The sequence below is a fragment of the Bacillus sp. FJAT-45066 genome, from assembly GCF_002335755.1.
GTDB lineage: Bacteria > Bacillota > Bacilli > Bacillales > Bacillaceae_I > Bacillus_CD > Bacillus_CD alkalisoli.
This window is the reverse complement of the sequence record NZ_NISQ01000001.1, coordinates 3,452,603-3,474,779: the sequence shown is the minus strand read 5'-3', so window position 1 is coordinate 3,474,779 and position 22,177 is coordinate 3,452,603. Positions and strand designations below refer to the sequence as shown.

General features: G+C 35.1%; 16 protein-coding genes and 1 riboswitch. Of the genes, 8 read left to right on the top strand and 8 right to left on the bottom strand.

What is annotated here, in order from left to right:
- Positions 1-1,048: 1,048 nt before the first annotated feature.
- Together CDZ92_RS17490 and CDZ92_RS17485 are read right to left on the bottom strand one after the other, a co-directional pair.
- Positions 1,049-1,822, bottom strand: coding sequence for a transposase (locus CDZ92_RS17490; RefSeq protein WP_096156486.1), 774 nt, complete (start codon positions 1,820-1,822; stop codon positions 1,049-1,051).
- Positions 1,823-1,838: 16 nt separating this feature from the next.
- Positions 1,839-3,359: a YifB family Mg chelatase-like AAA ATPase gene (locus CDZ92_RS17485; protein ID WP_096156485.1), complete on the bottom strand. Its 1,521-nt coding sequence runs from the start codon at positions 3,357-3,359 to the stop codon at positions 1,839-1,841.
- A 489-nt stretch (positions 3,360-3,848) separates the two neighbouring features.
- On the opposite strand from CDZ92_RS17485, the gene CDZ92_RS17480 reads away from it, so the two are divergent.
- The 3 genes from CDZ92_RS17480 (at position 3,849) to CDZ92_RS17470 (ending at position 7,039) form a co-directional block, all read left to right on the top strand.
- A complete protein-coding gene (locus CDZ92_RS17480) occupies positions 3,849-4,673 on the top strand; it encodes a hypothetical protein (protein ID WP_096156484.1) in 825 nt (274 codons plus the stop codon).
- Positions 4,658-5,290: a hypothetical protein gene (locus tag CDZ92_RS17475; protein WP_096156483.1), complete on the top strand. Its 633-nt coding sequence runs from the start codon at positions 4,658-4,660 to the stop codon at positions 5,288-5,290. The genes CDZ92_RS17480 and CDZ92_RS17475 overlap by 16 nt, the downstream gene beginning before the upstream one ends.
- 369 nt (positions 5,291-5,659) lie before the next feature.
- Positions 5,660-7,039: a Glu/Leu/Phe/Val family dehydrogenase gene (locus CDZ92_RS17470; RefSeq protein ID WP_096156482.1), complete on the top strand. Its 1,380-nt coding sequence runs from the start codon at positions 5,660-5,662 to the stop codon at positions 7,037-7,039.
- On the opposite strand, the gene CDZ92_RS17465 is transcribed toward CDZ92_RS17470, so the two are convergent.
- From CDZ92_RS17465 to CDZ92_RS17440, 6 genes are all read right to left on the bottom strand, one after another.
- Positions 6,993-7,445, bottom strand: a complete 453-nt coding sequence (locus CDZ92_RS17465) for a hypothetical protein (protein WP_096156481.1) — start codon at positions 7,443-7,445, stop codon at positions 6,993-6,995. The two genes, CDZ92_RS17470 and CDZ92_RS17465, sit on opposite strands and share 47 nt — an antisense overlap.
- Positions 7,446-7,530: 85 nt before the next feature.
- On the bottom strand, positions 7,531-8,394 hold the full coding sequence (locus tag CDZ92_RS17460; protein WP_096156480.1) for a hypothetical protein: 864 nt from the start codon (positions 8,392-8,394) through the stop codon (positions 7,531-7,533).
- A gap of 1,356 nt (positions 8,395-9,750) precedes the next feature.
- Complete coding sequence (locus tag CDZ92_RS17455; RefSeq protein WP_096156479.1) at positions 9,751-10,869, bottom strand: anti-sigma-I factor RsgI family protein; 1,119 nt, start codon at positions 10,867-10,869, stop codon at positions 9,751-9,753.
- On the bottom strand, positions 10,866-11,591 hold the full coding sequence (gene sigI, locus CDZ92_RS17450) for an RNA polymerase sigma-I factor (RefSeq protein ID WP_096156478.1): 726 nt from the start codon (positions 11,589-11,591) through the stop codon (positions 10,866-10,868). Before sigI ends, CDZ92_RS17455 begins: the two co-directional genes overlap by 4 nt.
- A gap of 180 nt (positions 11,592-11,771) precedes the next feature.
- The gene (locus CDZ92_RS19730) at positions 11,772-13,184 is read right to left on the bottom strand and encodes a DUF5667 domain-containing protein (protein WP_141395242.1); all 1,413 of its coding nucleotides are present in this window, start codon (positions 13,182-13,184) and stop codon (positions 11,772-11,774) included.
- A gap of 49 nt (positions 13,185-13,233) precedes the next feature.
- Positions 13,234-13,322, bottom strand: a riboswitch (cyclic di-GMP riboswitch).
- Between the two features lie 405 nt (positions 13,323-13,727).
- A complete protein-coding gene (locus tag CDZ92_RS17440) occupies positions 13,728-15,968 on the bottom strand; it encodes a phospholipase D-like domain-containing protein (protein ID WP_096156477.1) in 2,241 nt (746 codons plus the stop codon).
- 162 nt (positions 15,969-16,130) lie between these two features.
- Here CDZ92_RS17440 and CDZ92_RS17435 point away from each other — a divergent pair, with 162 nt between their 5' ends.
- The 5 genes from CDZ92_RS17435 (at position 16,131) to CDZ92_RS17405 (ending at position 22,014) form a co-directional block, all read left to right on the top strand.
- Entirely contained in the window at positions 16,131-16,526 is a 396-nt protein-coding gene (locus CDZ92_RS17435; RefSeq protein ID WP_096156476.1) for a hypothetical protein, read from the top strand.
- 1,226 nt (positions 16,527-17,752) lie between these two features.
- Positions 17,753-18,424 (top strand): EcsC family protein, encoded by a 672-nt coding sequence (locus CDZ92_RS17420; protein ID WP_096156473.1) that lies wholly within the window; start codon positions 17,753-17,755, stop codon positions 18,422-18,424.
- A 307-nt stretch (positions 18,425-18,731) separates the two neighbouring features.
- Positions 18,732-19,103 carry a hypothetical protein gene (locus CDZ92_RS17415; protein ID WP_096156472.1) on the top strand — a complete coding sequence of 124 codons (372 nt, stop codon included), beginning with the start codon at positions 18,732-18,734 and terminating at the stop codon, positions 19,101-19,103.
- A 366-nt stretch (positions 19,104-19,469) separates the two neighbouring features.
- Positions 19,470-19,781 carry a 4a-hydroxytetrahydrobiopterin dehydratase gene (locus CDZ92_RS17410; RefSeq protein WP_096156471.1) on the top strand — a complete coding sequence of 104 codons (312 nt, stop codon included), beginning with the start codon at positions 19,470-19,472 and terminating at the stop codon, positions 19,779-19,781.
- A gap of 499 nt (positions 19,782-20,280) precedes the next feature.
- Positions 20,281-22,014, top strand: coding sequence for an aromatic amino acid hydroxylase (locus CDZ92_RS17405; RefSeq protein WP_255249838.1), 1,734 nt, complete (start codon positions 20,281-20,283; stop codon positions 22,012-22,014).
- The last annotated feature ends 163 nt before the right edge of the window (positions 22,015-22,177 follow it).

Below are 22,177 nucleotides of genomic sequence, written 5' to 3'. Positions count from 1 at the left end.
CGCTCTAACTCTTTTCTTTTCATGTCAATATTAAAAACAGAACTATGTAAGTGTGACGAGTCCATTCATTTCACCAGCTCTCTACAGAAAAAAAAGTATATATGACTATTATACCTTTTGAATTGATATATTTTCCATTTGCTAGAGTAATATTTTCAAATGATAAACAGGAACGGGGTTAAATTTATCATTTGAAAAAGGAGAAATGTAACCCCGTCCCCGTTTCTCTCTTAATAAAACAAACAACACTGTGAAATTGGGAATAATTCCATCCTTCCTTTTATTCGTAATAAGGTTTTATTCTCACAGAGTGAATATAGTTTCTTTATAGTTTAATAGGGTGGTCATCTACCCTGTCATCGTGGGTAGTCATCTCTGGTGAAAAAAAAACGATTATTGACTAGGTTCACCTGTCTGTTCTTTGACAGGATGCATTTACTTTCAAAAGATACTTTCGACTTGTTTCGAGGACGTGTCACCGTTCGGACATCTATGTATGCATTTGCAATTGGTTGGTATGAGAAATTTCTCGCCTTGGCTTACCAAGTCTATTTTATAAAAGTAGCGTTTGGATGAAAAAAGAGTAAATGAAGAGTTTGAGGGTGAGCAGCTAATGGAAACGTAACGTTTTCTCTAGGGAATATGCAACGTTTTACCTTTAATGTAGTAGGCAAATCAAAAATATAGTATAAATTTTGGTCGTAGGGATGGTTCTAGACCAGGGATAAAGTATTTCAAACATGTTTTGATTCATCTGGCACGGACAGCCTCTATTTCATTCAAAAAGAAAAGGACTCCGCGACAATTGTATGTTTGTCTGAGTCCTAATTATCTTTGTTCATTATTCGTATAAACTTGAACGAACTAATAGGTTGGAATGAAGGATATGGGAAAAACTTGTGAACAACGAGACATTCCTTGTCCACATCCGAAAAAGAATAAGGGCAGTCGACTCCTCCCGTTCAATCATTATGTGTTTAAGCTTTATAGATTAGTATAGTTTCCTAGTTGATTTCTCTAAAAATAGTTACTTTTCTTTAATCTAACACTAACCTTCACCCTTTATTAAATGTATCAAACTCTTAGATATCCCAGTTACTCTTGAAAGCTGCCTTAGGGAAATGCCTTCTAGTCTTTTGAGCTTCGTAATAATTTCGTTTCTTTTTTGGGTTTCCATTCTTTGTAGCTTTGAACTGTTAGCGACTCCTAATTGTTTTAGGTAGATTCTTATTTCATCATCAGATATTTTTGTTGCTGTGGTGTGGTCTAAGCATTGATCGTTGTTTGATTGGTTCATGAATGTCAGAAATAAGTCTTTTTCAGAGGATTTTCCGTTTGTATTAAATCGTTTTAGTGCTTCTTTCGTGTTTATTATTTTCCGCTTATGTGTGTATTCTTTTATACTTGTCCATTTACATTCGAAGATATTTTTGGCTAGTCCAGCTTTTACTGGGTTTTGATGGATATACCGGAGAGCGATTAAGAAGTATTTACTGTCCTCTACTCTTTCACTTTTAAATCTTTCTTGGAAAAGGTGGCCGCAACGGGCATATTTGTCATTGTACCAGTAGACGTAACTGGAGCTGATTCTTTTAATCGTTAAGGAAATTGTTTCTTCTGTTTCTTTCAATAGTAGATGTACGTGGTTATCCATTATACAGTAGCCATATAATTCATATTGGCTTACTTTTTTATATTTTGCTAACGTTTGTATAAATCTTCTTTTGTCTTCCTTGTCCTCGAAAATAGTTTGTTGGTTAATTCCTCTTAACATAATGTGATAGATTCCACTTCTACTTCTTTCTCTTGCTTTTCTTGGCATATAAATCACCTAGATATTATGTTGTTACTGCTTTCACTAGTTTATTGCTCTGTTCGCGACTGTTTAGTTTCACCGCTTCCCAGATGCTTTGGTCTGTTATGGAGATGGATTCAGCTAGATCGGATATCGTTCTGGCTAGGCGAATGATTTTTATTTGAGCGCGACTGCTTAATTGTTGTTTTGCGGCTAGATGACGTAGCAGCTGTTGTTGCGACGGTTGTAGAGGACTGGTCTTTAGTATTGTGTCGTAGGAAACTCTGCTATTAAGGATTGTTTGACTGTAGCGTTCGTATTGAATCAGCCTTGCCTTCTCTACTCGTTGTTGAACAGTTGCGGAGGTATCGCTTGGTGTATGGTACGTGTTGAAGTTAACCGCTTGGAGAGAAAGGAAAATATCAAAGCGGTCTCGTATTGGACCTGATAGGCGATTTTGGTATGCTGTGATTTGCTTCGGCGTACAGGAACAATAGTGTTTATTTGATCCTAAATATCCACAAGGACAAGGGTTCATTGCCCCGATCATGTTAAAAAGTGCCGGATAGGTAACGGTAGCATTCGCACGACTTATGGTGACATTTCCTGTTTCAATAGGTTGTCTCAGCATATCTAATGTCTTCTTACTAAATTCAGCCATTTCATCTAAAAAAAGAACGCCATTGTGCGCAAGGGAGATTTCTCCTGGTTTAGGAAATTGCCCACCTCCTATAATAGATACACTAGAGGCTGAATGATGAGGACTTCGGTATGGACGACTTGTTCGGTTTTCGAGTGAAACGCCACTTAAATGATACAAACTAAGCACTTCCAACATTTCCTCGCTTGATAAGTATGGCAAAATAGATGCAAAACTTTCTGCTAATAAACTTTTTCCGCAACCTGGTGGACCTGACATAAATAAATGGTGTCCTCCTGCTGCAGCAATTTCAAGTGCTCTCTTCGCTTCTTCGTGACCAACTATTTGTTCAAACGTGACTGTATGTGTTTTAGGTTCTAACTTTTTTGGTGATTGGCTGTTTAGTGTAAGTATGTTTTGTCCGGCTAGATGGTCGATTACATCTTGTATGGTAGAAACGTAGATTAATTGTAAATTAGAGAATTCGATTGGAGGGAGTTTTTCATCAAAAGGTAAATATAAACGTTTTAATCCTAGCTTTTTAGCTGCAAGTATGGCTGGTAACATCCCTTCAACAGGTAGGATACTTCCATCTAAAGAAAGCGAGCCGATGAATCCAGTATGTTCATCGATTGGACTGTGTATCGTATTCATTATGCAAAGCAAGCCGATTGCCATCGGTAAATCAAACATTGGTCCGTTTTTCCTTTGTTCAGCTGGAGAGAGATTGATCACAATTTTTTCTTCTAATCCGTGTTTAAATGTGTGTAGTGCAGCAGTAATCCTTTCTTTCGCTTCTTTCACAGATGCATCTGGTAATCCAACAATAACGATAGAATCAGGACCTTCTATTTGTTGGATTTCCACTGTCACACGATATCCTTCCATTCCTTTTAATCCGATTGTAGTAACTTTCACTGCCATGCTTTGTCCTCCTTTTGTAAATTGATAGGAAAATTCTGTCGTTTATATGGTGTGTGATTACTGGGGGGTGTTTTCATTAGAAAGTAGTTAGCGTCAAAATAGAACGTTTGTTCTATTTTTATTTTATTTAATTTTGTGGTAATAGTCAATTGTTTTGTATGGGAGGTAAGGAAGATTTTATCGTTGATCAATTTTTAATAGCTAAGAAGTTATGGGGGTATATTAGCACCTTTAAGTAGGTTGTAATCTTACAAACTACTTAAAGGGTTAGTTAAAGTTCTAATTGTAATTTCCAGAATAAAGGAACCTGTCCCCGTGTCCATCCAAATCTAGACAAGGTTTGGAAAACGGTGAATCTGTCATATTAGTAGTTGCTTTTAATGACCCAAGTAGAAAAAGGTACTATATTCCTATAAGAATACTCCATCGAGACTAGATGCATAGTATTATATTTATAGAGCGCTCTAAACATACAAAAAGGAGATTATTATGATAAAGAAAATAATTATAAGTTCTATTGCATTGATTATGTTTTTACAAATAGGTTTAATTACAAATTATGCTAATGCAAAAAATTCTTTAAGTAATTCTGAAGTTGAAGCTTTAAATCTACATTCTAATTTGCCTTCTAGTTCATTAGAGCTAAATCCTAAAGAAGAAAAAGTGATAACATTTACTGAATATTATATGCCAAATAAAAGTGGTGAATTAGAATTAGTTACAGATCCTAATATGATTAGGAGTTTAGAAATTCATTCTACTTCTGAATTTACTCCAATGAATAGTTTGGATCCAGGTCCAGGTGCTGTTAGGGTAAATGGTTACCTAATAGGCGCATCGGGGACTAACTTCGCCCAACAAGAAAAAGGTATTTTCGATTCAATCAAAAATATAGCAATGTATGTCGTAGTAAGTGGTGTAAAAACTTTTGTAACAACAGCTGGTAATGTTATATTGGATTTAGCTGGGATAATATCTACTGATGTTAATACTAAATCTTCAGTTACATCTACAATATCCTATTCATTAACTTATCCTGGTAAAGAAGGACAAATTTATAACTCAAATAAAACTTGGACTTCAAAATATGATGCTAGATCAAGATACACTTGGAAACATTATTATGGTATATGGCAAGATAGAAATGGCCAAGCAAGACAATATGTATACGACTATACTACGAGAAATGGTCATTCTCCTGTAAAAAGAGAATATTCTCCTAATTATAGTAACAATACCTATATTGCTAACGAAGCTTATAGAAGATGGACCTATAATCTTCCGAAAGGTGCAGAAAATTGGGCTACAAAATAATTGTTAATCTCACATTATTTATCATTATATTAACGGGTTGTTCCAATGAGTTAACAATGGATACTCCAAGTACAACAACAATTGATATTGAAGAAAGTGAAAAGTTAATTGAAAAAGAAGTACATGAAATAATGAGTAAATCAACAAGTGATTTTAGGACTAATTCTGACTTTTTTGAAATTAAAGGAAATATATTCCCTTCTGAATATGAGGAAAGAGATTTAATCACTATCGAGGTAATTATTAATAAACCTGTAGAAACAATGAATAATCTAGGTGCTACATTTGCATTAAATGATAATATTCTTACGTATCTTCATACACCACGACCATATAATTCTAATATTTGGGGAGATAAACCAACTATTACCCCTGAAATTAAAAAAGAAAGTGATAATTTAGGATTAACTATTGGTAAAGCTTTTGAAATTATTCCTGATGATCACCCTTATAAGTACAAAGAATTTAATAAAGAAGTGTTTTTAGATATATTAAGAGATATTCGTGTAAAAATAACCTGGGAGAACGATGATAAAGAAGTTTTTACAGAATATATTAAGTTAGATTCTGAAACTATCGAAATCGACGAAGGTATTTTAGATTTTTATACAGATTAGAGTTATAAAGCAGAAGCAAACTCTAGGAAGTTAATGAAAATATCAACCCTCGAATTTGAGCAAATCAGCTCAAATTCGAGGGTTTTATTTATAGGAAATAATCTTAGTGGACTCTAATACTATCCCGCAATATGTTTGAGGAAAGAGCCTTTTCCGAGTCAGTCCCTCTCCCAAATTAAAATCAATTTTCCAGTTTTTGCTTGGACAAGGAACCTGTCCCCGTGTCCACAGACAAGGAACCTGTCCCCGTGTCCACAAAGTTCAACTACAGCTAATTTTTAATAAAAGTTGGAGTTGCTCCATACCCTCACGTGTCCCATAATCCTTTATATGTTACACTAAAGAAAATCCAATAATTGGAGGGTTACAATGGCTAGTCAAACTAGAATGATTGTTCAACATTCATTAGATGCATTATTAAAAGAAGACCGCTTTTTGCCTGATTTACAAGGGGAAGCGCGAGAGCAAGCTTTTACTTCACTAGGAGCTATTCTTTCTACACCAAATCATGTGCATAAGGCATTTTTAAGAATTCCATTAGAGGATGGAAATGTTGTTCGAATACCTGCATTTCGTGTTCAGCATAATAACGCACTTGGCCCTTACAAAGGCGGGATCCGTTTTCATGAATCGGTGAATGAAGACGAAGTAATCAATTTAGCCTCCTTAATGACGTTGAAAACCGCTCTTCATGACGTTCCGTACGGTGGAGGAAAAGGTGGCGTGATTATTAATCCGAGATCCTACTCCGTTAAGGAGCTACATTTAATTTGCACAAAGTATGTTCAATACTTTAGTGATATTATCGGTCCAGATAAAGATATCCCTGCACCAGATGTTGGCTCAAGTGAAAGAGAAATGGATTGGATGATGGCGGAATATAAAAGTATTCGTCCTGGTCAGCCTTACCTTGGTAGCTTTACAGGGAAAAGCGTCGTTAACGGCGGATCACTAGGAAGACGAGAGGCTACTGGAAAAGGTGTATATTTTACCTTCCGATACATGTTGTATAACTTCGTAAAAGAACAAAAGCAATTTCTTACAAAAACAGAAAACCTCTTCGCGAAAACAGCTTTAGAGCTTGAAAACAAAGCACTTACTATTGCCGTCCAAGGGTTTGGTAACGTTGGTTCTGTCGCTGCACTTGAGGCGTATCATTGTACGCACTTACAAAATAAAGTAGTAGCAGTGAGTGACCGAAACGTAACGCTATATAACGAAGATGGACTAGACATTCCTGCCTTAGTACGTTTCACTCAAGAAAATAAAGGCGACCTTCCAATAAGTGAGGAAGAACTAGAAAAAATTGGAGTAAAAGCAGAGATTCGCGGAAGAGAAGATGTTTTATACTTGGGAGTCGACGTCCTATTTTTAGCTGCATTAGAGGATCAAGTTCATAAAGATAATGTAGATAAAATTCAAGCAAAAGTCATTGTAGAAGGCGCAAATGCACCAGTTACAAGTGAGGCAGATGAATATTTAAATAAAAATGGAACGATTATTATTCCTGACATTTTAGCTAACGCAGGTGGTGTTATTGTATCCTACTTTGAATGGCTACAAGGACGCGAAACACAGTTTTACAGCCAAGTGGAAGTATTCAAGCTTCTAACGGAAAAGATGCAGGCTACCTTAGACAATGTCCTGCCTTCCTTCTTTGGAGATCCATTCCCATTACGCCAAAACTGTTATATTCAGTCGGTTATGAAACTGTCGACCGTACTTTATAGGCAGGGGAAGTTGTATTAAAGAGAAGCACAGGTAGTGGAAAGTGGGGACGGGGTTCATTCCGAATTACTTTTACATCACTTTCGGAATAATACGTTTTTTTATTTACCGTATATAATTCGTCTCCTACTTTTAGTTCATCACCTAAGTCAACATGTAATGTAAAAGTGTCATATCGATTCCAACTTAGTTCGACATGATCCATGTACGTTTCTTCAGGGAGAAGAACTACTCTCCCCTCTTGTCTATAAATATTTTCTATCGTGCCTGAATTTACTTCTGCTCGTAGGTGCACCGTGTTCACCGTTTCGTTCGTTACATCTTTTACCGTTTGAGTAGTGCTTTGACTACTAAAATAAAACAAGCCGTAAATACATCTAGAAAGAACGATTAAGATAAAAGTAGACAGTATTAGTTTTCCTTTCAAGTTTCTTCAGTCCTTATAATGGATTTTTGGATTAACAAAGAGCCCGCCATTTGACGAGCTCCTTTTATTCAAAATTGGAAGTAGTTTATTTGTAAATCACATGATCGATGAAACGATTAATATGGTCCATGGAGTCTTCAATTGGATATATAGGATTAAAGAATAAAGCAACCACGTTTGCTTGCTTTTCTGATGTTTTCACGTTTATATATTCAAAATAAAGATTAGTAGATACAAAATGGTACATATCTAGTTCATTTGTTTTCCCTTCAAACATTAAGGCGATTTCTACGACAGAATCAGCAGGAATGCTTAATGGTAAAAGTTCATCTTTCTCTACTAGTTGTCCGTCTACTTTTATATCCGAAATGATTGGTTTAATATGATCTAATGTATAAATACTTTGTAATTCAATAGCTTCTTTCGCTTCGAATTGATAAATAAATGTATCATTTTCATTATTTATTGCTTGTGTGGAAAATTCATTTGGTAATATGTAAGGAACAAAATCATTTGTAAACACGTTTCCACCTGCAAATGTATGCTTAATAGGCGTTGTAAAATGAACTTTGTTTGGCTTTCCATCTAATAAAAGGACCATTTTATTAATCTCTATATCATGTTCGCCATCTTCTGGCATCACGTTCACCATGACGATAGAAATATAGTAACCTTTGTGCTTATGATTTTTAATTTGGTCTACTGTATTGTTTATTAATTCTGCTCTGCTATTTTCAACATTCGTGCCTTCAAACCCACCAAACTCCAAATTTGTAACTTTGCTCTTAGTGAACAACGTTACTTCAAAAGATAGTACACTTTCGCTTTCACTAGAAACGAACACTTTGTCCGCATTGGAGTAGAACTCCATTTTTCCGCTGCTCGGATTTGAGCATGCTAGTGGGATCATCATCATGATAAGTAAGATTGCATAAAGTAGTTTGCGCACAAAATTCCCTCCAAAAATTAGTATAATAGATGCTAATCTTTCCTATCATATCAAGCATCCTCCGCACCACTATATATAATTCTCTGCTAAACTAAATTTCTTCTATTAAATTTACCTATCACTAGCTACACTACCATTAAGAAGATAATGATTAATTGTTATACTAGTCCGTAAAAAATAAGAAGAAGTAAAACCTTACAAAAAAAGTTACTACTTACAAAAATTAGAAATTCTTCTATTCATAAAATATCACGACTAAACACCTATTTTCTACAATTATTCTTTCAAGAATAATTAATAGGTCTAAATGGCCAGAGTGATAATACGGGGACGGGGTTATATTTCTCATTCTTGGAATGTGAAATGTAACCCCGTCCCCAATTATTCTCATATTTACTGTTCGTTTAGTGAAAAATGAATAACGTTAGATATAAAACGTTAATTATATCAAAGGATAGGTTTACTATTCGTTTTTCGTTTAGTCATTGTACTTTTTGAACTCACTTACGTAAAAAGGTTTTATTCTCACAGAGTGAATATAGTTTCTTTATAGTTTTATAGGGTCGTCAACTACCTGGTCATCATGTGTGGTCATCTCTGTTGAAAAAAAACTGGATGATGAATAGATTAACCTGTCTGTTCACTGACAGTGTGCATTTACTCCCACAAGATAATTTCGACTTATTACGAGGACGTGTCACCGTTCGGACATCTATGTATGCATTTGCGATTGATTGAATGATATGGGCCATTTCGCACCTTGGCTTACTTAAACTATTTTATAAAAGTAGCGCTTGGATGCAAAAAGAGTAAATGTAGACTTTTAGGCTGACCAGCTGGTGGAAACGTAACGTTTTCTCTAGGGAATATGCAACTTTTTATCTGTTATGTAACTTGTAAATTAAATATATAGGGCAAATTACGGCCGCAGGGACAATTCGAGACGGGTGATAAAGTATGATAAACGCAGAACCAGAATCAACCGTTTACCACATTAATAAACAAACAGATCTTCACAAATAAGAGCAAACAGTTCGTCCTTACGTTGGCAAATCGATTTAGCCCTATTAATAGGTTGATAGACATGGCAACCGCGATCGTTAATTTCGTTTGATGAAACCGGTTTTGCTGCCGGTATCACTCAGAAAGTTCATTTATATCACGACGATCCATATGAGTCCTCTTCCCACTCTGTCCTACGCGCACTTGTAGAAGTGTACGCACAAGACGACAACAAAGAAAAGTTTATGAACGACTTTATTGCAGCATGAGTAAAAGGGATGAATACAGATCGGTTTGATTTAAAAAGGTGATTTTGGGTGAGCAGCGGGGACAGACCCTCCTGCTCCCCTAAAATCATTCTTCGTCTTCATCTTCAGCTACATCTTCTTCTTCTTCTTCTTCTTCTTCTTCCTCTTCCTCTTCTTCCTCTTCTTCCTCTTCTTCTTCTTCTTCTTCTTCTTCCTCTTCTTTACCACTTCTTCCATCATTCGTATTCTTCTTACTGTTATCTTGTTTTTCTTCAGGGGCAATATCCTTGTTATAGTCTTTATTGTTTTCCTGAGCTTTAATGGTGTCTTTGGACATGTCTTGACCATAGTTACTATTATTATGTTGGCGTTCCGAATTTTCAGGGTGATTATTGTCTAATTTCTTATTTATTGAAGGAGAAGGCTTATTCTTTTCTTCCTTCGTTTGTGGTTGTTCTTTTGTAAGATCCCTGTCTGGCAGAGCTCTTACTATTTGCTCGGTTTGATTCGAAGACTCTTGTTTTATACTAGGTTCTTTTTTTGACTTAGTTGTTTTTTCTAAAGTCTCTTTTTCTTGAGTTACTTCTTGTTTGAATAATGAAGTGTTTATCGGAATATTTGACTGGATAAATTGATCAAAAGTTGATTTATCAATCGTTCTTGTGACAACATTTGCGTCGATAGAGTGCCTATCCAAAGCTACGGTTATGTTATGTTTAACATCATTTTGCAAGTCAACTCCTTTATTTTTCAAATTTACAACAGTCACTGCAATTTGGCCTTTTTCCGTTTTACTTAAATATTGTTCTTGGACGGATATTTGAATAATATCCTGTATAATAGAGTGCATATCTTTACGTTTCCATTGTAGGACCGAGGCAACGTACTCACCTTCTTGATTTAGTCCTGCTAAATTTGTAATCTTTAAAGTTTCATCCGTATATATTTCGATACTAGGGTTAATATCTAACACTAGTACATAGGCATTCTCTTGTTTGAGAAATGAGTTTATAGATGTCACAAGTAATAGAATTGCAATGGCAGCAGCAAATGCTATATAAGGTATAGCAACTTTTGCGCGTTTTCCCTCATAAACATAATTGCTTCCAATGGTAGGCATATCTTCTTTAGATCGTGGTACGTTTTTAAACTCCCCGTTCTTACATAGTAAAACTATATATTCAGGTGTAACCTTCATAACAACACCATGATATTCATGCTTCATCCACGCTCACCTCCCTCATTGAAATCGGCTATAAAACCTGTAATCTGCTTCCACTCTGGATGAAGCTTTAAAATAATCAGGCTAATCAGGTATTTCCGATGTCTCTCAACAGTCTTTATATGATAATTAGTTCTAGAAATAAATTCAGATGAAGGAAACCTTTTCTTTCTCTTAAATATTTCTACTAAATCAGGATACTGGAAAAAATGATTTGCCATCTCAAATATTGTTTTTTTTGTACGTTTATGACGAGGAGAAAACTGTTCAAGCTCTTCAAAGTTTATTTGAAACTCTTGTAATTTTTCACTTAATTCTAGTATCTCTTCTACAAGTTCGGTTCTTTGTAAAGAATGCTGATAATTATCCAAAGATTTTTTAAAATCTAACGTATTAGCCATTACTTCTTCCTCGTTATTCGTTTCTAACCTTATATGTGTTTCTTTTTTCTCCTTACGATAAAAATCAATTAAGTCTCTCTTCATCAGTAAATAAGCAAAATTAAGAAACGTCCGACCACCATTTTCATCAAACGTATCAATTGCACGATTAAAAGCAAGTAACCCAATGCTTGATTCTTCATCATTCCAAGAAATATAACGTCTACAAAGGTTACCAACTGTACTAAGTATGTATGGTTTATAATGGCGAATTAGCTTTTCTCTAGAAAGTTCATCTCCGTTAGAAGCTTCTTTTAGATGTTTAGGAATCTTGGTACCGTTCATAACTTCTTCACCCCTAATCCCGTTTCTTCTAGTTTGATTTTGATTGATAGGAGAAAAATAATCTATAGGTAAAAATTAGACTTCTATCTCTAATACTAGATACTAGACTAGGGCCTAACCCCAAAAAGAGTTAGGCCCTATTTATATCCAATTATATCAACCCTTCAAATAATGGAGAAATCAATCGTCACCTTCGTCTTCATCTTCGTCTTCGTCTTCATCTTCGTCATCACGGTCTCTATCTTTAAGCTCTTTTTCTTTTCTTTCACTCTCTTTCTTTTCTGCTTCTTCTTTTATTTCACGTTCTTTCTTTGCTAATTCTTCTTTTCTTTCACGTTCTTTCTTTGCTAATTCTTCTTTTCTTTCACGTTCCTCCTTTGCCGCTTTTTCTTCTCTTTCACGCTCTTTCTTTTCTGCTTCTTCTTTTCTTTCACGCTCTTTCTTTTCTGCTTCTTCTTTTCTTTCACGCTCTTTCTTTTCTACTTCTTCTTTTCTTTCACGTTCTTTCTTTGTTAATTCTTCTTTTCTTTCACGCTCTTTCTTTGACGCTTTTTCTTCTGTTTCACGTTCCTTATCGGCTAATTCTTCTTTTAATTCTTGTTTCTCTTTCTTAAAATCTTCTTTTAATTTTTCCAAGTCTTCGTCTGCTTCTTCTAAAAGCTCTGCTAATTCTTTTTCAAATTCTATTTGAGTTATTTCACCATTTTGTAGTTCTTTCTCAAGCTCTAATAGTTCTTTTCTTAGCTCTTCATCTAATTCAACATATTCTTCAATTATTTCAAACTCTATTTTCTTCACTTTAATATTTTCCATTGCTTTTGTTAGCTTATCAAGTGCTTCCACATTCCCAGACTTTTCTGCTTCTTCAAGTGCTTCCTTCAAAGAATCTTGCTTTCGCTCTATCACGTTTTTAACGATGTCAGATAGATTCAGATCTAAGTCTTTAGCTATCTCGCCAAAGCCTTTATCTGACTCTAAAACTAACGCTAAGATTTCTTCCACTGATTTACCAGAAGCTTCTGCAAGCGAAATTACTTTTGCAATTTGACCAAATCCCAAATCTGCTTTTCTTAAAAGTTCAACCTTATCTGCATCTAAATCTTTTACCACATTGGCTACTAAATAAGCTTCTTGATTAGCTGACTTTACTTTCTCTTTAACTTCTTCCGCTAAATCTTTCTCCACTGAAGTACTTGTCGATATAACGGACTCTAATTTTTTAACAAGAGCTTCTTTATCATTTTCTTCAACATCTTGTGCAACAATAATTTCAGAGATAAGCTCTTGTGCATCTCCTAATTTTTGAATATAGGCATCGATTAGTTCATTTAAATACTTTTCATGTCCTTCTTCTATCATTTTCTCTGTTTCTGCTAATCTCTCTTTTGCAATCATTAATAATAGATCTGATTTAATCTGGCTATCCCATGTAAATCGTAGTTTTAATTCTTCTGCGAATCTATCAAAAATGTAATAAATAGAATCTGGTGTTATCCCAGCCTCTGCCTTACTTTCTTGCCCCTCCGCAAATACAGCAGTAGACCCAAAAATCATCGCACCTGCTAATACAATAGAAGAAAAAATCTTCTTCATCCTTTCCACTCTCCCTTTTTTCCTATTTTACGGCTACCTGTAATATATGTACGGTAGCTGGCTGACATAGGGCACTCCTGCCCATTAGTCCCTATAGCTTTGCGTCACCATCTTTCAATAGTTTTGCCTTTATCTTGTTTATGTAACTTATATTATCTATACGGTATCGTGTCGGAATTTGAGAGGGAAAATAAAAAATTTTTAAAGAACAAGGACTTTGGACCATTTAACGGGTCAAACCTGACTCCTTGTCCCTTTCCTACGTTTAGATATTCCCGATTCAGTAGATAATGGGTTGCTATAAAGGACAAATCAGGAGTTGATGGAAAAGATGATGAGACAACTTTTTTTAATGACTTAGGCAAAAACAGGGACGGGGTTACATTTCTCATCCAAAAAAGAGAAATGTAACCCCGTCCCCATATTCCCACTGGTTGACCTGTCCCACACTCCGATAAAACTTACCGCAACGGGGGTCTGGCGCCAGAAACTACCATTGCAAATAGTAGTGGGGTTTTAGATTGTTAATGTATGGATAAAAACTTAATAGTTTACTTTAAAACTATCAATATTGATTCGAGAGCCAGTTTTTCCATTCGCGATAATGCGGAAGCGAACAGGTTTATTTTCGTCAACTATGACAGAGTAAGATTCTAGTGTAGCTGTACTTTCCATTTGTTCGCCTACATTTACCCATGTAACACCGACATCTGTAGATTTCTGTAATTGCCATATTGCTCCAGTGTCAGTTCCAAAGTTTGCGTGTGAAAATGAAACAGACTTAGCGCCGATAATATCGTATAGCATGGAAATAGAGCCTACGGAACGAATACGTGCTGCACGATTACCTTCTTTTTTATCACTAGCTAATGAACCTAAGATTGCATTGTCAAACTCCCAAACACCACTTCCAAGTTGAACATTTCCCTTTGCATAAGCTGTTTTACTACCTGTCTCGAAATCTTCTTTCATAATTTCTTCATTGCCAGAAAGTGAACCTTCATAGTCCCATAGGAAGACATCTTTATAGAATTGCGCAACCTCTACATTTTCTATAATAATACCAGCTTCTCGATTATTAATAGGGCTGTTTGCTGACCAGTTAATACTTGAGATTAATACTTTGTTATCAGCAATAACACCTTTGTTATGTGTTTTATCAAGGCCAGTTCTTGTAGTATCTAATAATTTCGCCTCCATATCTAACCCTTCAGAAGCTGCAATAGTGTTAATATACTCCACTGTATGAATGTTATCACGTGGATTAGAAGGATCTAACCAAGAAGAACCTAACGACACTCTAACAGTAACTCCTCTTCTAGCTGCATCAATTACTTCCTCTAAATACACATTAGGATCAGTTTCAGGCGAACCATACATATCTCCCCAATACTTGTGTGAGTACATTTGGTCTACATATACAACATCTTTTGCTGAACGAATCATCCCAATAATAGAAGTTTCCATTAAGAAAGTGGAGTCAGGTGCTAATATTGGTGTAACTTTAAAAGAACCTGTAATTTCTTTCCTTGGGAACAATGCTGGATAATTACCTGTTGGGATTTCCAGATCTGGTTCAAATCCTGGTGAAGGTTCTCCATATCGCTCATGGCCTGGAGTATATGGGAAGCTATCACGATACAGATAATTCCAATCTGTGTTAAATGCCGTTAAGAAATGTGCCGTAACATCAGGGTTTTCAATAATGATACCCCATCCACGGTTTCCAAATGAGTTATTTACAGGGACTCCTGTCTTCTTCCAGTTCTCACTTTGGACGAATATTTTTTTATGATCCACTACTGCGTATTTTGCATGGTTCCAACGATAACGCTTATAACGTTGGTCATCTCGGTCTAAAATAATATACCGAACTTCTCCACCAGCTTGTACAATTTGTTGGGAAACATATTTAGATCCATCCTGAAGTCCCCCTACTGGTGAACCTTCAAAAAAAGCACGTACTTGAACTCCACGCTCTATTGCAGCTATTACTCTATCAAGTAAATAAGGGCTATGAAACTCGTATAAATTCAAGTCTATCGTATATTGTGCCGTATCAAGGAGTTCGGATAAAACTTCAAAACTAGAATCTGGGGAGGTATATGGCGTAACGCTTCCTTCAAATTCAAATGTTGGTGTTTCAAATCGTGATTGCCCAGCTTTATAACTTCTATAAGAAATAAAATCGCTAGCGCTGTTCGTGTCTATCCACTCACCTGTAACTTCATCTTGATTTCTAACAAGTATTTCTCCTTCTCGTACACCTGGTACAGGAGAACTATTCCACCCATCGCCTATGTAGGAGGAACTACCATATACAACAACATCGATTAATACATCGCCATTAAATAAGAAAACTTCATCTCCATTATTCGCAAATCGTGGGCTAACAGTACCAATCATTTGTGGAATAGAAGAAACTGTATCTTCACCATACTCAAAATTAGGAATGACATCCACAACCATTTGTTCCATAAATGCATCAGCATCTCTAACAATATAATAAGTTTCACCAGCTTGAATGATAGTTCCATTCGGGAACGTAACAAAGTGATTCCCATCACCAATACGCCATCCAGTCAAATCAATACTCGTTGATGCTGTATTCGTAATGGCCACATATTCTTCTGGCTCAAAAGGTAAGTGTGTATCGTAATACACTTCTGTAATAAGTAGGGTCTGCCCCTCGTTTGCATTAGCTTCAAAGCTATATGCTGGAAATATTACTGAAACTAACAAAAAAATAGATAGTAATACGGAAAACGTTTTTCTTTTTAACATTTGTTTTACCTCCTTAAATTTCGGTACAATTAAAGAGTATTAAATAAGATATGTAGAATCTAGCAGAATTTTGTAAAGATAACATAAAATCAAAAAAATAACCTAAAAGTCTAGCGTTTATTTAGGTAAAATAACCCATGAATTGGAAGGGAATTGGTGTTTATGCAAAACAAAATCATTCAACTAAGAAAAGAAAGAAAAAAGGCAATTAGTAATATCCTTAAAGAATTACAACAATTACTTATCCAATCAAGTGTTGAACTAGTTAAGATTACTAAAATAATGGAGGAAAAATCACGCATCGAAAAATATTACTTTGAGACAATAACAAGAATACTACTCACGGAAAGAAACAAACTGCAAAAAGAGAAAACGCGTGAAGCAGCTCAAAACTTAGCACAACTAAACAAGCAAGCCCAAACCTTTGAAGCAGAATTACTAATGGAGAAACTCGAACTAGCACCGCTACTAAAAATTCCCCCTACAGAACAAGAAAAGATGAAAAAGAGATTATACTCTATAGGATTCAAGTGGACACCGGGACAGGAACATCACTAGTATGCGATTACGTTTTTGCCTATCCATCCTTTTCAACTCTGAACTGTCGGCTGCACCTAGCTCCCTAAGTCACTGCCTTGCTTCTTCATCCGAAAGCTTAATGATTTCATCGTATTCTAGGCATTGATCTTGGGTCGAAGTGGACAGTGTTCCTGTCCCGGTGTTCATTTGATCGGAATTATACAATCTACTAAAATGTTAACTTCTACTAGAATGAAATTAAATATTAAAACTTCAGTAAAGCTTTGGTTTGGAAAAATTGTGTAGTCAAATATCCAGAGAAGTAAAGAAGTAGTAATTGAATCAATTTTATAATTACGGTTCGTTTAATGAAAAACGAATACTTTGTTGATATACAACATGATATGTTCGTTTATTAAGGTGTTTAAATACAGAGTGCGATGCTATTATTCGTTTTTCGTATAGTAGTCCTACATTATGAAACGGACTCAATTAAAAATATTAAAAACATAATCACGTAATATTTCATAGATTTCCTTTCTCTATATTGTTCTCTGGACAAGGGCCTGTTCCCCTCCGATAAAACTTTAACGCACAGGGAGTTTGGCTCCAGAATCCAATCTAATACGGATTATTGGTTTACTTAGAAACACATGCTATTATATACAGGAAAGGGGAGGAGTAATATGTTTTTTAAATCAAAAAAAGACCACGATATGATTAGCACTAACATTGCTTTTTACTGCATCTTTGTCTTTTGGGCAGGCTTCTTATTAATTAATAGCTTTTTAACTCTAGTTAATAAAGATATTCAAATTAATTCTTTGTATTTATTACTAAGTGGCCTACTAGTGTTTTTTACTACTGAGAGAATAGCATTTTATATAAGAAGAAAAAAAAGATTACAGTCATCAATTATTGACTAGTAATCTTTTATCTACTAATTATTGTGATTTACAAGAATAACTCGATGTAGCCCCAATTGTTACTCTCGTGATTATTATTTCTCTATCAAGTCTATTGCATCATGTATTAACTACAGCAATTCCCAATACTGGAATTACAACAATCAATATTGTTAAAAGTGTTGGATTTTTACCAAATACTTTAGCTACTCCCCAGAATCCACTATTTAATCCTATAGCATTATAATAGAAAGAGAATAAAAGTTGATCAGACATAAAAGAAGGGTTTATAACTAAAAGGCAGAACATATTACCTGTATAAAGATTACTTAAATTCATCCATTATTAAGGAGTCTATTCATGAAAAAAATTAAAGAAATTACACATGAAAATATGTTAAAAGCTCTCGATTGGTCATATGATACAGCAGTAAATGGAGGTATCCCTGGTGTGGATACTGCTATTGAACTGGCGGAAAATTATTTAAAAAGGAAAGGCACGCTGAAACAAAAAGTCAACAGACTCATTCGATTTCAGAATTCGAAAAGTGTGACTAGTGGCTTTTTAACTGGTTTAGGAGGGGTAATTACCATGCCGTTTACCATACCCGCTAATATTACTAGCGTCATATTAATACAAATGAGAATGGTTGCAGCAATTGCTCATATGGGAGGATATAACCTTAAGGATGATGAAGTAAAATCTTTTGTATATGCCAGCTTGGCTGGTAACGGTGCAAAGGATATTCTAAAGAATACTGGAGTACAGTTAGGAAAGAAACTTGCTATAAATGGCATTCAGAAAATATCTGGTGCAACCATTACAAAGATCAATCAAGCAGTAGGGTTCCGCTTACTTACTAAGTTTGGACAAACGGGCGTCATTAACTTAGGAAAGATGGTACCACTGGTTGGAGGAGTAATAGGAGGTACAGTTGATGGAGTTACAACAAATATTGTGGGGAACATTGCTAGAAATCTATTTATAGATGGAAATGAAAAAGAAGAACTAGAAACGATAGTTGTTAAATAGTGAATAGTAGCAAGAGGATCACATCTTGAAGTAAACTCGAAAAATTAGACACATTTATTTAAGCAGCTAACAGGGTATGGGTATGAGTTCAGATTAAGCCAGGTTCATACCTTTTAATTTCGTTTTAATCAGGCCTTTTCACTGATGATTATATCAGAATTGCAAAAGACCAAATTCTGGGGCCAGTCGCCCGGTACGTTAATATATGAAAATGTTAGTGAAATTAAGATGTCAGCCTTCTTGACTTAGAGTAGTATAGATGTTTTATAACATTTTGATTGTTGTATTTTTGACGGGGGTTGGTTTTATGAAAAAAATGTTAATACTTTTTCTGGCTGCGATACTTTTAACAACGTTTACTGGATGTACCAAGGAAGAAACAAGTGAATTAATCAAAGTGGCAGACTCAACTAATGATTTTAAAGAAATTACTAACAAGAAGGATATATCAAACATCAAAGACATAATGAAAAGAGTAGAATGGAAAGAAAGTCTAAAAAGACCAAGTGATAAAGAGTCTTATTCATTTTGGTTAGAGAAAGAAGGAAATAAAGAACGACTAACTAATTATGAAGTTTGGTTTGAAGATAATCAAACAATCGTATTCGACAAACTTAATGGCAAACTCGGTTTGGTAGATAATTCGGATGCACCAATCTTAGAACAACATCTAGAATAACTAAATATCTGGCTACTTTGTAAGCAAAAGCGAAAAGCATCGGCGTTAAAACCGATGCTTTTTTGATGCTGAAATTATTGCGATTTTTATTGTTTTTTTTATTTTTGCCCCCCAAAAGAGAACCCGTTATTACTAAAATAGGAGCTTTTTTTATTTTTGCAAATGACCATTAAATTGAATTTAAATAACATTTTTGAAGCGATGCATCGCTATTTGGACTGTCCCCAACATACTTCTTTATGGTTAATGCAGTATATAAATATGTGAATGACTGTATTGATATAAAGGCTATTGCCTAATTTTTTGTTGACTTTTTACGAAGAAGGGGTAAAACTTAGTTAAACAGTTAGGAAGGAAGAATAATATATGGAAAAACTTACTGAAGAGCATGTACTAAAATTGTTGCATACAATCGACAACTGGAAGATAGTAAATGAAGTGTGGATCGAAAAGAAATATCGATTTAAACATTATTTAACAGGTATCGAGTTTGTCAAAAAGGTTGGAGAATTGTCTGAAGAGGTTAATCATCATCCTTTTATTTCAATAGACTATAAGCTTGTTACTTTAAAATTATCATCATGGCAAGCAAAAGGGCTAACCGATTTAGACTTTGAGTTAGCTAGAGTCTTTGATCAATTTTATGAAAACTTTAAAAAAGAGGTTGACAATAAATAGAATTGATTGTATATTTTTTTACATAATTACTTTAGCGATTAAAAGCGTGTGTGCGTTAAAGTGTATAAGTGAAAATAATGTTTTAAGCCTAGCAAACTAGTAGCATTCATAATGACAGTAATTAGAGACTGGATGGTTGGTGAAAATCCAGGTGTTATGAAATGTGAATTACACTTGCGGTTACATAGGGCTTGTTTTTCTAAGTGGATGGGTAATTGCCTGTCAATTAGGGTGGTACCGCGGAGAGTCACTTCGTCCCTTTTCTAGGGATAAGTGACTCTTTTTATTTTATGGCTTTGTTAAAGCTTGTTGTTGATATTAAACTAGCCTAGCTGTTGATTGTAGTGCAAGACGAAGACTCCTGCGGGAATAGAGCAAAGCTTGAGACCCCACAGGCGGGACGCCGAGGAGGCTCAAGTTGCTCCCCGCGGAAAGCGCAGTCTTGCACGGAAATCAACAGCGGACATGAACAGAGCTTATTTTATAAGGGGGAATTAACATGTTAACTGAGATGAAAGCAAGGAAAATACCAAAACACTTACAGAAATTTGTTGTGGATCAACAATATGATAAATATACACCGATTGATCATGCAGTATGGCGTTATGTGATGAGACAAAACCATCACTTTTTAAAAGACACATCTCATGAAGCATATGTGGATGGATTAAAAGCTTCTGGAATAAAAATTAATAGTATACCAAATGTAGATGAGATGAATGAGTCTCTCGCACCTGTAGGATGGGGAGCTGTAAATATTGACGGGTTTATTCCTGGGGTTGTCTTTTTTGAATTTCAGGCACATGGATTATTGCCTATTGCATCAGATATTAGAAAACTAGAAAATATCCAATATACACCTGCACCCGATATTATTCATGAAGCAGCTGGTCACGCCCCCATTTTATTGGACGAAAAATTTTCTGAGTACGTAAAATTGTTTGGTTCAATAGGTGCGAACGCCATAGCTACGAAAGAAGAGCATGATTTATTTGAAGCGATCCGTCAATACTCAAATCTTTTAGAAAATGGAACTGGAACAGATGAACAAATTGAAAAAGCGAAACAAAACTTTGAAGAAAAGCAAATGGCTGTCACAGAACTTTCAGAAGCAGAGCAAATCTCAAGATTGTATTGGTGGACTGTGGAGTATGGACTAATCGGAACTGTTGACGATCCAAAGATTTATGGAGCAGGTTTACTTTCTTCTGTATCGGAAGGAAGAAATAGTATTACATCCAATGTTGAAAAATGGGAATTTGATTTAGAGAAAGTGACACAAACGGGATTTGATATTACGAAACCACAACCACAATTGTTCGTCTGTAATAGTTTTGAACAACTAATAGAAGCTGTAAAAGAATTTGCAAATACAATGGCATTTAAAGTTGGAGGGACTGAAAGTTTAGAAAAAGCTTTAAAGTCAAACCATACTGCAACGATTGTATATAGTTCTGGACTTCAAGTGACGGGAACGTTGACTAATATATCAAAAGATGCCAGCGGAGAAGCTAATTATATTCAGTTCTCTGGTCCTTCAGCTTTAGCCTTTGAAAAACAACAGTTAGTTGGTCATGGTAAAGAAAGACACACAGAAGGATTTAGCTCACCAATTGGAAAACTTGTAAATCATGAAAAACCGTTAGAAGATTGGACAGATATGGAATTATCTTCTCAAGGAATAGAAGTGGGTGTCCATACTAAACTACTATTTGAAGAGGGAGTAAGCATAATTGGCACTGTCACCAGCATTATAAGGAAAAATCAAAAAGTAATTTTAATTACTTTTAAAGACTGTTTGGTTACTAGACAGAATCTTACACAACAGTTTAACGAGTTCGATATGGCTGTTGGAGCAACAATAACCTCTGTATTTGCAGGTGCAGCTGATTCTGAAGCATTTTTCGCTGATTTAGAAACTGTTACCCAGAAAGAGTTTGTTCCGAGAGAACTAACTGAATTAGAAAAGTTATACGGAGTTGTAAGAGAAATCCGTCAAGACAGTACAAACAAAAATACCATTGAAAACAAACTTTCTGAAGTGATGACAAAATTAACTCTACATCATCCAAGTGACTGGTTATTAAGAGTTGAAGTGTTGGAACTTTTAAAGCAGAAGAACATTCTTCATGAAGAACAACTTGTTTTATTAAATGAGCTGGAAAAGCTTAAAGCATTGGATCAAGAGTTGTTTGAATTAATTGAAAGAGGGTTAAAAATAATCCCATCATAAACATCATATTTTATAGTAACTTATTGTAAAACGACTAACTTTGTTCGTTTCAGACTGTCGACAAATTCAAAATAATTCGGGTTTGTCGACAGCCTTTTTTTGTATAAATAAAGTATCAAAAGAATTATGGAGAATAGGCATAGTTTATAGATAAATTATACTT